Annotated in this window: 13 protein-coding genes; 1 reads left to right on the forward strand and 12 read right to left on the reverse strand. The window is 74.0% G+C overall.

Annotation, left to right across the window (positions count from 1 at the left end):
• Nucleotides 1-175: 175 nt before the first annotated feature.
• Nucleotides 176-448: a 30S ribosomal protein S15 gene (gene rpsO, locus ACERM0_RS13660; protein WP_373679161.1), complete on the reverse strand. Its 273-nt coding sequence runs from the start codon at nucleotides 446-448 to the stop codon at nucleotides 176-178.
• A 269-nt stretch (nucleotides 449-717) separates the two neighbouring features.
• Nucleotides 718-2,124 carry a wax ester/triacylglycerol synthase family O-acyltransferase gene (locus tag ACERM0_RS13665; RefSeq protein ID WP_373679162.1) on the reverse strand — a complete coding sequence of 469 codons (1,407 nt, stop codon included), beginning with the start codon at nucleotides 2,122-2,124 and terminating at the stop codon, nucleotides 718-720.
• Nucleotides 2,125-2,228: 104 nt separating this feature from the next.
• On the opposite strand from ACERM0_RS13665, the gene ACERM0_RS13670 reads away from it, so the two are divergent.
• Complete coding sequence (locus ACERM0_RS13670; RefSeq protein WP_373679163.1) at nucleotides 2,229-3,071, forward strand: phytanoyl-CoA dioxygenase family protein; 843 nt, start codon at nucleotides 2,229-2,231, stop codon at nucleotides 3,069-3,071.
• Between the two features lie 9 nt (nucleotides 3,072-3,080).
• On the opposite strand, the gene purE is transcribed toward ACERM0_RS13670, so the two are convergent.
• The 10 genes from purE to ACERM0_RS13720 form a co-directional block, all read right to left on the reverse strand.
• On the reverse strand, nucleotides 3,081-3,560 hold the full coding sequence (gene purE, locus ACERM0_RS13675; RefSeq protein ID WP_373679261.1) for a 5-(carboxyamino)imidazole ribonucleotide mutase: 480 nt from the start codon (nucleotides 3,558-3,560) through the stop codon (nucleotides 3,081-3,083).
• Between the two features lie 18 nt (nucleotides 3,561-3,578).
• A complete protein-coding gene (locus tag ACERM0_RS13680) occupies nucleotides 3,579-4,733 on the reverse strand; it encodes a 5-(carboxyamino)imidazole ribonucleotide synthase (protein WP_373679164.1) in 1,155 nt (384 codons plus the stop codon).
• Between the two features lie 144 nt (nucleotides 4,734-4,877).
• The gene (locus ACERM0_RS13685; RefSeq protein ID WP_373679165.1) at nucleotides 4,878-5,336 is read right to left on the reverse strand and encodes a DUF4383 domain-containing protein; all 459 of its coding nucleotides are present in this window, start codon (nucleotides 5,334-5,336) and stop codon (nucleotides 4,878-4,880) included.
• A gap of 168 nt (nucleotides 5,337-5,504) precedes the next feature.
• A complete protein-coding gene (locus ACERM0_RS13690; protein WP_373679166.1) occupies nucleotides 5,505-6,437 on the reverse strand; it encodes a bifunctional riboflavin kinase/FAD synthetase in 933 nt (310 codons plus the stop codon).
• Nucleotides 6,434-7,450: a tRNA pseudouridine(55) synthase TruB gene (gene truB / locus ACERM0_RS13695; protein WP_373679167.1), complete on the reverse strand. Its 1,017-nt coding sequence runs from the start codon at nucleotides 7,448-7,450 to the stop codon at nucleotides 6,434-6,436. The genes ACERM0_RS13690 and truB overlap by 4 nt, the downstream gene beginning before the upstream one ends.
• Nucleotides 7,451-8,476 carry a bifunctional oligoribonuclease/PAP phosphatase NrnA gene (locus ACERM0_RS13700; RefSeq protein WP_373679168.1) on the reverse strand — a complete coding sequence of 342 codons (1,026 nt, stop codon included), beginning with the start codon at nucleotides 8,474-8,476 and terminating at the stop codon, nucleotides 7,451-7,453.
• Nucleotides 8,473-8,883, reverse strand: a complete 411-nt coding sequence (gene rbfA / locus ACERM0_RS13705; RefSeq protein WP_373679169.1) for a 30S ribosome-binding factor RbfA — start codon at nucleotides 8,881-8,883, stop codon at nucleotides 8,473-8,475. Before rbfA ends, ACERM0_RS13700 begins: the two co-directional genes overlap by 4 nt.
• A 38-nt stretch (nucleotides 8,884-8,921) precedes the next feature.
• On the reverse strand, nucleotides 8,922-9,242 hold the full coding sequence (locus ACERM0_RS13710; RefSeq protein ID WP_373679170.1) for a DUF503 domain-containing protein: 321 nt from the start codon (nucleotides 9,240-9,242) through the stop codon (nucleotides 8,922-8,924).
• A 96-nt stretch (nucleotides 9,243-9,338) separates the two neighbouring features.
• Complete coding sequence (gene infB, locus ACERM0_RS13715) at nucleotides 9,339-12,236, reverse strand: translation initiation factor IF-2 (RefSeq protein ID WP_373679171.1); 2,898 nt, start codon at nucleotides 12,234-12,236, stop codon at nucleotides 9,339-9,341.
• Nucleotides 12,233-12,739, reverse strand: a complete 507-nt coding sequence (locus tag ACERM0_RS13720; protein WP_373679172.1) for a YlxR family protein — start codon at nucleotides 12,737-12,739, stop codon at nucleotides 12,233-12,235. Before ACERM0_RS13720 ends, infB begins: the two co-directional genes overlap by 4 nt.
• Nucleotides 12,740-12,767 lie beyond the last annotated feature (28 nt).

Here is a 12,767-nt window from a genome sequence, read left to right on the forward strand (position 1 = left end):
GGGCGGCTCGAGCGGGGCTCGAGACGTCTCCACTGACGACCGACGCGGTCGGCCGGCGGTGTCGCGCGTCCTGGTGCGCGGGGGTCTGCAGTTGTCGGTGGTGCGGCGGTGCGGGCGTGTGCCCGCCCCGGGGAACGAGACGAGCCGGGGTCGCCTGGACCCCGGCCCGATCATGTCAGCGGCGCAGTTCGAGCTCCGCGATGAGCGCCCGGTAGCGCTCGATGTCCTTGTCACGCAGGTAGTTCAGCAGCCGCCGGCGCTGACCGACCAGCATCAGCAGCCCGCGCCGCGAGTGGTGGTCGTGCTTGTGCTCCTTGAGGTGCTCGGTCAGGTGGCTGATGCGCTTGGTCAACAGCGCGACCTGGACCTCGGGGGAGCCGGTGTCGCCCTCGGCGCGGGCGAACTTGGCGATGATCTCCTGCTTGTCGTCGGGAAGGACGGCAGCCAACGGTTCTCCTGTCGTGGTCGGGCCCTGCGTCGCCGGGTGGCGAACGTGTCGCCGCGGGGGATCTGCGAGGTGACGGCGCCACGAAGCGCCAGTACGTCGATCAGGGAACCCCGACACCCGAACGGGCACGGTGAAAGCGACCCTGTCGGGTCGTCAGCCAGGCAGTGTAGCCGCCGGCCGGAGCTCGGCAACACGTCCCGGCGCGCCCGCGACACTTCGGCGGGCCGTGACACGTCGGCGGGCCGTGACACGTCGGCTGGCCGCGTCCCTCAGGCGGTGGCGCACGCGGCCTCCAGCTCGTCGAGGCTGTCCTCGAGGTGCTCGAGCAGGCGCTGCAGGGACGGGACGCGGGCGCGGCAGCCGGTGAGCCCGAAACCGAGGTAGCCGTCGTTGCTGGTCACCGTGATGTTGAGGGCCTGGCCGTCGTAGGGCACCGACGCCGGGTACACCCCGTCCAGGCGCGCGCCGTTCCAGTACCTCGGCTCGCGTGGGCCCGGCACGTTCGAGATGATCAGGTTGAACGCCGGCTTGCGCAGCGGCCGGAAGCGGAACAGCGGTCCGAACGCGACCGGCCCGAAGCTCAGCGCGCTCAGCAGCAGTACGGCGGCGGGCTGCAGGTCGGCCAGCTGCGACTTCGAGTCGCGCATCGAGCGGTGGATCAGCTCGAAGCGCGCCACCGGGTCGGCGAGGTGCGTGCCGAGGTTGCACAGCACCACCCCGACCGCGTTGCCGCGACCCGGCTCGTCGGAGGCGTCGCGCAGGGAGACCGGCACCGCGGCCACGAGCGGACGGTCCGGCAGCGCGTCGTGGTCGAGCAGGTAGCGCCGCAGGGCGCCGGCGCTCATCGCCAGCACCACGTCGTTGACCTTGCCGCCGGTGGCCGCACAGACGCCCTTGATCCGGTCCAGCGGCCAGCGGTCGGCCGCGAACCGGCGGGCCGCGGTGATCGGCTGGTTCAGCATCGTGCGGGGCGCCTGGTAGGGCAGCGCGGCGGCCTGGTCGTCCAGCGCCCTGGCGACCGCGCGCATGGCGGTGGTCCCGGCCTGCCCGAGCGCCCGGCCCGCGACGCGTGCCTCGTCGGCCACGCCGCCGGTGAACGAGGCCAGCAGCCCGCCGCCGTCCTGGTCCCCGGTGACCTCGGCGTGCCGCGACTCCCCGGCCTGGGCCGGCAACGAGAAGGCGGGCGGCATGCCGCGTTCGTCGGGGTCGGTGCTGAGGCTGCGGATCAGCCACCGCATCGCCGCCGTGCCGTCCAGCAGCGCGTGGTGGACCTTGTTGTAGACGGCCACCCGTCCGTCGGCGAGCCCCTCGATGATGTGGGTCTCCCACAGCGGGCGGTTGCGGTCCAGCATGGCCCCGTGCCACCGGGACACCAGGGTCAGCAGTTCGCGGACCTGCCCGGGATGCGGGAGCGCCGAATGCCGGACGTGGTACTCGAGGTCGAAGTCGTCGTCCTCGGTCCAGGCCCACGGGCCGACGCCACCGAGCATCCGGGTCGGCCGCAGCCGGAACAGTGGCGCCGGCTCGTGTTCGAGCGCAGCGCGGTACTGGGTGCGCACGAAGTCGGGGCCGGCCCCCTCCGGCGGCCGGAACAGCTGCAGGCCACCGACGTGCAGGGGGCGACCCCGCACCTCGCCGAGCAGGAAGATGGCGTCGGTCACCGGTACCGGTCGCACCGCGCTCGTCCTTCCCGGGCGTGCCTGCAGACGGTCACCGACGCTAGCGTGCCCGCTGGCGGTGACGACACGTCCGAAGTGCCCCGTCGCGAACGGGAGTCCCCATGTCCGAGACCCTCCCCCAGCCGGCCGTCGACGAGGCCACCGTCGCGGCCTTCCAGCGCGACGGTGCGGTCGTCGTCCGCGGCCTGGCGAGCCCGGCGGAGCTCGCACTGGTCGAACGCGGCATCGAGAAGGTGCTGGCCGACCCCAGCGAGCGCTTCCTGGTGGCCAGCCGCGACGCCGATGCCGGCCGCTTCGTCGAGGACTTCTGCAACTGGCAGCGGATCCCCGAGTACGAGCAGTTCATCCGGCAGTCACGGGCGGCCGAGGTCGCCGCAGCGCTGATGGGGTCGCGCACCGTGCGGCTGTTCCACGACCACACGCTGGTCAAGGAGCCGGGGACGCAGCAGCGCACCCCGTGGCACCAGGACCAGCCCTACTACAACGTCGAGGGGCGACAGAACTGCTCGATGTGGCTGCCGGTCGACCCGGTCGCCCGCACGTCCACACTCGAGTTCGTCGCCGGCTCCCACCGCGGCCCGTGGCTGATGCCGCGCAGCTTCATGGACGACCAGGCCAAGTGGTTCCCCGAGGGCAGCCTGCAGGATTTGCCCGACATCGACGGCGACCTGGCCCGCGATGCCGGCGCGCACCGCATCCTCGGCTGGCAGCTCGAGCCGGGCGACGCCGTCTTCTTCCACATGCTGGAGCTGCACGCGGCCGGCGGCGTCGAGGGCCCCCATCGCCGCCGGGCCTTCTCCGTGCGCTTCCTCGGCGACGACGCCGTGCACGCGCCGCGCGCCTGGACGACCTCGCCGGCCTTCCCCGGACTCGGCGACGAACTGCCCGCCGGTGCGCCGATGGACCACCCGCTGTTCCCACGGCTGTGGCCACGCGGCGGCTGACCGCCGCGCTCAGCCGCCCGGCGGGGCGTCGCCGAACAGGGCGGCACCCCGTTCGCGTGCCTCGTCGCCGAGGGCGCGGCGATGATCGCGAAGCGCCGACGCCAGCTCCGGGTCCGACGTCGCGAGGATCCGCAGGGCCAGCAGGCCGGCGTTGGCGGCGCCGCCGATCGCCACCGTCGCGACGGGCACGCCCCGCGGCATCTGCACGATCGACAGCAGCGAGTCGAGCCCGTCCAGGGTCTTCAACGCGACCGGGACGCCGATCACCGGCAACTCCGTGACGCTGGCGAGCATGCCGGGCAGGTGCGCCGCGCCGCCGGCGCCGGCGATGACGACCTTGAACCCGCGGTCCGCGGCGGCGTGCCCGAACGCGAGCATCTCGTCGGGCATCCGGTGGGCGGAGACCACCTGCTCGTGGCAGTCCACGCCGAAGCGTCGCACGACCTCGGACGCCTCGCGCATGACGGGATGGTCGGACGCGGACCCCATGACGACGGCGACGCTCACTCAGACCTCCTCGGCGGCGGCCGCGGTCAGCAGGTCGGCGGCCCGTTCGGCGACGACCCGGGCCGCCTCGACGTCGTCGCCGACGGCCGTGACGTGCCCGAGCTTGCGGCCCGGACGGTAGTCCTTGCCGTAGAGGTGGACCGCCGCGGCGGGCACGCGCGCCAGCGTCGCCGCCAGCCGGTCGGCGGGGTCGACCTGCCCGCCGACGACGTTGACCATCGCCGCCGGCCCCCGGGAGGTCGTCGCGCCCAGCGGCAGGTCGGCGACCGCACGCAGGTGGTTCTCGAACTGCGAGGTGAGCGCGCCCTCGATGGTCACGTGGCCGGCGTTGTGGGGGCGGGCCGCGAGTTCGTTCAGCAGCACCTCGTCGGTCCCGGCGTGGCCGCTGCCGGGTGGCCGGCCGACGAACAGCTCCACCGACAGCATGCCGACCGAGCCGATGGTGTCCGCGACCAGCTGCCCGATGTCGCGGGCGCGGCGCACCACGTCCGGCGCGACCCGGGGGGGTTGCAGGACCTCACGACACATCGCGTCGACCTGGACGGTCTCCACCGGGTCGTAGACGGCGGTCTGTCCTCCGGGCCGGCGGGCGACCAGGACGGCCAACTCGCGGGTGAGTGCCAGCTTCGGCTCCAGCAACAATGGCTCGCCGCCGACCTCCTCGACGACGGCGGCCGCGGCGTCGAGGTCGTCGACCATCCACACGCCGCGCCCGTCGTAGCCGCCGCGGGGTCGCTTGCACACCAGCGGCCAGCCGTGGGCGTCGCCGAACGCGGCGATCTCCGCGACGGTGGTCGCCAGCACCCACGGCGCGACCGGGACCCCGGCGGCGCCCAGGACCTCGCGCTGACGCACCTTGTCCGTGGCGGTCTGCAGCGTCGCGGCGGAGGGACGCACGGGCAGCCCCTCGGCCTCCAGTGCCCGCATCGTGTCCAGGTCGACCAGCTCGTGCTCGACGGTCAGCACGTCGACGCGCTCGGCGAGGCGCCGCAGGCCGTCCGCGTCGGGTTCACCCTCGACGACGTCGGGCCACACCGCCGCCACCGCGTCACCGGGACGCGCCAGGAAGACCAGCGACAGGCCGAGCCGCGCCGCGGGTGGGAGCAGCATCCTCGCCAGCTGTCCCCCACCGACGACCCCGATCCTCGGTGGCAAGCGCGTCCTCCACGGCCGGCGTTCAGTGGGCGGCGCGGCAGCCGACGTCCGCGCGGGCGCGAGCCTACAAGCGGGACGGACCGGGCTTCGCACACGCCGGCGCCCCCGGCACGGGAGTAGCCGGGGGCGCCGAGGGTGGCCGGATCAGCGGGTCGCGCGCGCGGCGGGGGAGCGATCCCGTGCCGGCCAGAGCGCGATGGCCAGACCGGCCAGCGCACTCACGAGGTGCAGGACGTTGTCTGCCTGGTTGAGGGCGAGGAAGTTGGCGGGTTCGTCGCTGTTGGCCACGAACAGGCCGTACACGAACGTCACGCCGTACACGCCGGCGAGCAGCCAGCCGAAGGTGCGCGCTCGGTCGAGTCGGTTCCACAGCGCCAGACCGGCGGCGCCGATGAGCAGGTGCACGATGTTGTGCAGCGGGTTGACCTCGAAGCCGAGCAGGAGGTCGCCCTCCGGCGCGGCGAAGCCGTCGAAGCCGGTCACGAGGAAGCCCGCCAAGCCGACGAGGAGGTAGATCGCCCCGACGGCGAGCGCGAGGTACTGGGCGGGATGCCGATCGGTCCGCGCCCTCGCGGCGGGACCGGGCTGCGGAGCACGACTCACGGTGCGGCCCTTTCCGTGGACATCGGAACACCCGCACCGTCGCACCGGCCGGCCGCAGTCCCCCCGTACGGCCGGCGGCATCCGGCGCCGGCCGGGCCGGACCAGCCGGTCGAGACCTGCCCGCGGCGGTGGCCGGGCGACGGCCACCGGCCACCGACCTGCGCCGGTTCAGCCCACCAAGCGGCGGGCCTGGTCGATGTCGGCGTGGATCTGCGCCACCAGCGCATCGATGCCGTCGAAGCGACGCTCGTCGCGGAGCCGGTGCTCGAACGTCACCTCGAGTTGGTGGCCGTAGAGGTCGGCGTCGGCGTCGAGGAGGTGCGCCTCGACCGTGCGCGTCGTCCCGGCGAAGGTCGGGCGCAACCCGACGTTGGTCACCGCCGGCCAGCGACGCCCGTCCGCACCGGCGGTCCCGGCATAGACGCCGTTGGCCGGCACGAGCCGGTCCGCCGGCACGTCCACGTTCGCCGTCGGGACGCCGATCGTGCGTCCCCGGCCGTCGCCGGGCACGACCTCGCCACGGACGTGGTAGGGGCGCCCGAGCGCCTGGTTGGCCCAATCGATTCGGCCCGCGGCGAGGTGCTCGCGGACGGCCGTGGACGAGATCGCGACCCCGTCGAGTTCCAGCAGCGTGACGGCCTCGACCTCGAATCCGTGCTGCTCGCCCTCCTGCACCAGCGTCACGACGTCACCGGCCGCCTTGTGCCCGAACCGGAAGTTGGTGCCGACGATGACCCGCCGGGCCCCCATCGGGCGAACCAGGACGTCGCGCACGAACGCCTGCGGGGTCAGCTGCGAGAGTTCGCGGGTGAAGGTCAGCACGACGACGAGGTCGACCCCGACCTCCAGCAGCCGGGCCACCCGCTCGTCGGTGGCCAGCAGCGTCGGCGGCTCGCTGCCCGGGCGCAGGACGGCCGCGGGGTGCGGGTCGAAGGTGACCGCCACCGCCCGGGCATCGCGGTCGTGGGCCGCGTCGACGGCACGACGCAGCAGCACCTGGTGGCCGCGATGGACCCCGTCGAAGTTGCCGATGGTGACCGCCGAGTCGACCGGGGTCAGCTCGGCGAGGTCGTGTACGTCCCCGTGGAACACCTCGCTCACGGGGCAGCCCTTCCGCTGTCGGTCGGATCGTCGACGGGTGCGGATCGTGCCGCATCCGCGGGGTCCGGCGCGACCCGTGGTGCGAGTTCCTCGGGCCGCGTCCACACCAGCTGCGAGCGGGCCCCGGGCCCACGGTCGGCGAAGACGCCCAGGAGGTGGCCGCCGTGGCGCACCGCGTAGTCACCGGTGCGGCCCTGCGCCGCCAGGGCCGGCTTGCCCTGGGTGAGCGCGAGCGCCAGGTCCGGGTCGTCGACGTCGACGGTCGGCAGGGCGCGGGCGATCGCCTCCTCCGGGCGCAGCAGCAGCCGGTCCAGGACGCCGTTCGCGCCGGCGTCGCGGACGGCGTCGAGGTCGTGGGCCTCGTCGACCGTGAAGGGGCCGTTCGCGACCCGGCGCAGGGAGGTCAGGCTCGCCCCGACACCGAGTTCGGCACCGACGTCGTGGGCCAGGGTGCGCACGTAGGTGCCGGCCGAGCAGGTGACGAGGAAGGACACGCGAGGATGATCCGGGTCGCTGTCGTCGTAGGCGTCGAGCACCAGGTCGTGGACCGTCACCGGACGGGCGTCGCGCTCGACCTCCTCGCCACGACGGGCGCGTTCGTGCAGCCGCTCGCCCGCGACCTTGACCGCCGAGACCATCGGCGGCACCTGGAGCAGTTCGCCCTGGAAGCGGGTCAGGGCCTCGCAGACCCGCCGTTCGTCGATACCCCGTGCCGGCACCCGCGCCAGCACCTCGCCCTCGGCGTCCTGCGTCGAGGTCACGACGCCAAGCACCATCTGCGCGGCATAGGTCTTGTGGCCGGCCTGCAGGTACTGCACCAGCCGGGTGGCGCGACCGAGGCAGACCACCAGCACGCCGGTGGCCGGCGGGTCGAGGGTGCCGGTGTGTCCCACCCGCCGTTGGCCGGCGGCGCGGCGCACGGCCTGCACGACGTCGTGGGAGGTCGGGCCGGCCGGCTTGTCGATCACCAGCACGCCGTCGCGGTCGTCCGGGCTGCGTCGCTTGCGGGGCATTCAGGCCCTCCGCAGCGCGTCGACGACCCCGGCGACGACCTCGTCGACCGTGCCGTCGGCGGTGAATCCGGCCGCGAAGGCGTGCCCGCCACCACCGAGCGACTCCGCGATGGCGCCCACGTCGACCGACCCGTGCGAACGGAGCGAGGCCCGCCAGGTGCCGTCGGGGGCCGGCTTGCACACCAGCGCCACCTCGGCGACGTCGGCGGTGCGAACGACGTCGATGAGTGCTTCGGTGGCCTCGATGCCGGTGCCCGTGCGTTCGAGCTCCTCGGCCGTGAGGTGGGTGTGGACCAGCGAGACGTCCGGCACGAAGGAGAGCCGGTCCAGGGCACGGCCGAGCAGCCGCAGCTCACCCAACGACGAGGTGCCGTACAGGCGCCGGGTGAGCTCGGCGTGCTCGACGCCGGCCTCGATCAGGCGGCCACCGAACTCCATCGCCGCGCGGTCGGTCGAGGCGTGCCCGAACCGGCCGGTGTCGGTCACCAGTCCCACGTACAGGCACGTCGCCAGCTCGACCGTCAGCGGTACCTCGAGGCGGTGCAGCAACTCGTCGACGATCAGCACGGTGGCGGCCGCACGCGGCGCCACCAGCCGCAGGTCGCCGAACGCGGTGCTGGAGGCGTGGTGGTCGACCACGATGGTCGGCACGCCGGCGTCGAGCAGCCGGCTGATGCTGCCCAGCCGCGCCGGGCTGGCGGCGTCGAGCGTCACCAGCAGGTCGACGTCGACGGGGTCGGGCAGCGAGGACGGCGTGACGAGGTCACGCACACCGGGCAGGTCCGCCAGCGGGGCCGGCACCTTCAGCGGCTCCTCCCCCACGGTCGGGACGGTGCGGGCACCCAGCCTGGACAGGGCCACGTGGAGCGCGAGGGCGGCCCCCAACGCGTCCCCGTCGGGACCGACGTGGGCCGCGAGCACGATGCGGCCGCCGTCGTGGGCGCAGCTCGCGAGGCGGCGTACCGCCTGGTCGAGCACCTGCGGGTCCAGGTCGTCGAGCCACGTGGGCTCCACGCGGGTGGTCACGCCTGGTCCTGGCCGTCGGCGCCACCACGGCCGAGATCCCGCAGCAGCTGCTCGACCCGGTTGGCCTGCTCGACGACGGGGTCAGGGCGGAAACGCAGCTCCGGCGAGGTCCGCAGACGCGCCCGACGGCCGACGAGCCCGCGCAGACGCGGGGCCGCCGCCTCCAGGCCGGCCTCGACCTCGTGGGCCTCGGGCAGGCGGTCGCCGCCGGTGCGCCGCGGGTCGCCGCTGACCAGCGTCGGGTCCAGCGTCGAGTAGTAGATCGTCGCGACCTCGTGGTCCTGGGTGACCTCGGCCTCGGTGATCGTGATCAGCTGCAGGCGCGGGTCGGCGATCTCGGACTCGAGCAGGTCGGCGACGGCTTCGCGCACGGCCCGGTCGACCCGGGGATTGCGTTTCTTGGCCATGGCGGGCTCCTATCGGGAGGCGGCGGCGTGCGGGCCGGTCAGGACAGCGGGGGCAGCCCGGAACCGTCGGCGTCGAGCGTGTCGGCGAGGTCTTCCGTGCCGAGCACGACCATACGGGGGTCGCGCTCGAGGACCGCGGTCACGCGGTCGAGCACCCGGTCGACGCCGGTGTGGGTGGAGGCGGCGACGGCGACGCCGAGCACGGCGCGTTGCCAGCGGTCCTGGTCGCCGACCTCGGCCACGGACACACCGAGTTCGTTCTGCAGCCGCGAGCGGGCGCGGTTGAGCAGCGCACGCTTGCCCTTGAGGCTGTCGATGCCGGGCAGGTGCAGGTCCACGCGTGCGACCCCGAAATGCACGCGACCGTCACCGGACGTCACGTGCGGCCCTTTCTGCTCGTGGAAACCGGTCGGCGCCCGGCCCGGTCGGGCCGGGCGCCGAGAGGCGTGGAACGGTCAGTCGCGGGCGACCTCGACGGTCACGTAGGCCTCGAAGACGTCGCCCTCCTTGACGTCCTGGAACTTCTCCAGGCCGATGCCGCACTCGAAGCCCTCGCGGACCTCGCGGACGTCGTCCTTGAAGCGGCGGAGCGAGGTCATCTTGTCCTCGGCGATCACGACACCCTCGCGGATGACGCGCACGCCGGCGTCGCGCTGGATCTCGCCCCGGGTGACCATGCACCCGAACACGAACCCGGCGCGCGGGACCTTGAAGATCTCGCGGACCTCGGCCTCGCCGATGATCTGCTCGCGGAACTCCGGGGCGAGCAGGCCCTTGACGGCGCGCTCGATGTCCTCGATCGCCTCGTAGATGATCCGGTACGTGCGTACGTCGACGCCGGAGCGGTCGATCTCGTCGCGGGCGTTGGGGCCCGGGCGGACGTTGAACGCCACGATGATGGCGTCCGACGCCTCGGCGAGACGGACGTCGCCCTGCGTGATCGCGCCCACGCCCTTCTGGATCACCCGCACCTGGACCTCGTCGAGCTCCAGCTTCAGCAGGGCGTCCTCGAGGGCCTCGGCGGACCCGGACACGTCGGCCTTGATGATGACGTTGAGGGTCGCCTTGTCGCCGGCCTGGACCGCGGAGGTGAACTCCTCCAGGGTCGTCGGACGGCGCTCGGCGAGCTCCTTGCGGCGCTCGCGGGCGGCCCGACGTTCGGCGACGTCACGGGCGAAGCGCTCGGCGTCGACGACACGGAACTCGTCGCCGGCCTCCGGCACGTCGTTGAGACCGATGATCTGGACCGGGCGGGCCGGCAGGGCCTCGTCGACCTGGTTGCCGTTCTCGTCGAACATGGCCCGGACACGGCCGTCGGCCGTGCCGGCGACGAGGATGGACCCACGGTGCAGGGTGCCGTTCTGCACCAGCACCGTGGCGACCGGACCGCGGCCCTTGTCGAGGTGGGCCTCGACGACGCGACCGCGGGCGTCCTTGTCCGGGTTGGCCTTCAGGTCGAGCAGGTCGGCCTGCAGCAGGACCACCTCGAGCAGGTCGTCGAGCCCCTGGCCGGTCTTGGCCGAGACCTCGACCGTCGGCACCTCGCCGCCGAAGTCCTCGGCGACGACGTCGTGCTCGGTCAGCTGGGTCTTGACCCGGATGGGGTCGGCGCCCTCGAGGTCGATCTTGTTGATCGCCACGACCATGGGGACCTCGGCGGCCTTCGCGTGTGCGATGGCCTCCTCGGTCTGCGGCATGACGCCGTCGTTGGCGGCGACGACCAGGATCGTCACGTCGGTCACCTGGGCACCCCGGGCACGCATGGCGGTGAACGCCTCGTGGCCCGGCGTGTCGATGAAGGTGATCAGGCGCCCGTCCTTGCTGATCTGGTAGGCGCCGATGTGCTGCGTGATGCCGCCCGCCTCGCCCGACACGACGTCGGTGTTGCGGATGGCGTCGAGCAGCAGCGTCTTGCCGTGGTCGACGTGGCCCATGACCGTGATGACCGGCGGGCGGGGCTGGAGCTTCTCCGGGTCGTCGGCGGTCTCGATACCGAATTCGAGCTCCTCCTCCGACATGAAGTAGACCTCGACCCCGAGGTCGCCGGCGAGGATCTCCACGGTGTCGTCGGGCAGCGTCTGCTGCACCGTCGCCATCTCGCCCATCTCGAACAGCTTCTTGACCAGGGCTGCACCGGGCACGCCGAGCTTGTCGGCGAGCTCACCGACCGTGATGCCGGAGAGCACCTCGACGCGGTCGGTCTTGATCAGCTCCTCGATCGGGACGTCACGGCGCCGCGGACCACGCGCGAGCTCCTGCTCCTGCGGGGTCTGCTTCTCCTTGCGCTTCTTGCGCCGGGTCTTGCCCGAACCCGGCCCACCGGTGCCGGAGGGGCCACCGGGACCACCCGGGCCGCCACGGCCGCCAGGACCGCCGCCGGGGCCACCAGGACCGCCGCCGGGACCGCCGCGGCCGACCGGCTGCCGGTAGGGCGAGCCCGGAGGGCCGCCCGGGGCACCGCGACCGCCGCCGGGACCGCCCGGGCCGCCGCGACCGGCACCGCCGGGCCCACCACGGCCACCTGCCGGCGCACCACGACCACCAGCGGGGCCGCCTCGGCCTCCGGCCGGCGCACCGGGCTGCGGTTGTGGCCGCGCCGGCGCCTTGCGCAGCGGCGGCGGGATGCTGCGCCGACCCGAGCCCTCCTGCGGCAGGTTGCTCTCCGTGCGCCGGGTCGGCGGCACGCCACCGCCGGTGACCGTCGGCGGCGGCGTCGGGCCGCGCTGCGACGGCGGACGCAGGGGCGCCTCACCGGGCTTGAGCCGCGGCGGCGGAGCACCGGGCATGCGGCGCGACGGTCCACCCGGGGCCGCTCCGCCGGGGGCCGTGCCGGACGCGGCGGGACCGGCACCGTCACCGCCGGCCGCCGGCGCCTGCTGGCCGGCGTCGGCTGCGGGTGCCTCGGGCGCGGGCTGCGACGCGGGGGCCGGCTGCTCGGCGGGCTGCTCGGGCGCCGCGGGCTGCTCGGAGGCGGGCGCGGGCGCCTGCGCCGCGGCCTGGGCCGCCGCGGCGGCGTCGGCGGCGCGCTTGGCGGCCTCCTGCTCCTCCTGCTGCTTGCGCAGGTGCGGCGGCAGGACCTTGGCGGCCTTCTTGCCCTCCGGCGGCGCGGCAGCCTGGATCGAGCGGTAGCGCTCGAGCTCTTCCTGCTCGCGCTTGCGCTTCGCGGCTTCCTCGGCGCGGCGCTCGGCCTCGGTCTTGCCGAGCGACTCGCGGAATTTCGCGGCGTCCCCGTCCGAGATGGACGAGGAGTGGCTCTTGGCATCGACGCCGAGGTCGGTCAGGCGACGGAGGACCTCCTTGTTGTGGAGGCCGGTCTCCTTCGCCAGTTCGTAGACGCGGACCTTGTTGCTCACGCGTTCTCGCTCCTCACGGTGCCGTCCGGCACCTGGTGCTGCACGTCTTCGTCGGGGCCCGTCGGGGGGCCGTCGCCCTGGGCGCGGGTCGTGTCGCCTGGGGCGTGGGTCGGTCTTCCTCGGGCGCGGGTGGTGCTGCCTTGGTCGCGGATGGTCGCGAGTGCCGCGAGCGCCTCTGCCTCGGAGCCGCCGCGGAGCGCGCGCCGGAGTCCACTGGCGCCGCGGCGTGCGGCGGTTTCGAGGCAATGGGGATCGTGGCAGAGATAGGCGCCCCGGCCGGGCAGGCGCCCATCTGCGTCGAAGCGGATCCCGTCGGGCGTCCGGGCCAACCGCAGCAGCTCATGCTGGGCTCGCGCGGTACGGCAGGCGACACAGGTCCGGACCGGCTGACGGGGCGCTTCGCGCACCAAGGGTACTTCCTTCGAGGCTCCTGGTTGGTCCTGGCTGGCCGGACACCGCTCGGCAGGGTTCGGCCACGCTCGCCGGGTCCGCGGATCCGCCACTGCTGGCGGTACCGCGCACGCCTCCCGG

Source organism: Egicoccus sp. AB-alg2, from assembly GCF_041821065.1.
GTDB lineage: Bacteria > Actinomycetota > Nitriliruptoria > Nitriliruptorales > Nitriliruptoraceae > Egicoccus.

Bases quoted from the DNA above. Each gene is read 5' to 3' on its own strand.
- ACERM0_RS13670 (WP_373679163.1), top strand. From the start codon at position 2,229: ATGTCCGAGACCCTCCCCCAGCCGGCCGTCGACGAGGCCACCGTCGCG.
- truB (WP_373679167.1), bottom strand. From the start codon at position 7,450: ATGCCCCGCAAGCGACGCAGCCCGGACGACCGCGACGGCGTGCTGGTG.
- rbfA (WP_373679169.1), bottom strand. From the start codon at position 8,883: ATGGCCAAGAAACGCAATCCCCGGGTCGACCGGGCCGTGCGCGAAGCC.
- purE (WP_373679261.1), bottom strand. From the start codon at position 3,560: ATGGGGTCCGCGTCCGACCATCCCGTCATGCGCGAGGCGTCCGAGGTC.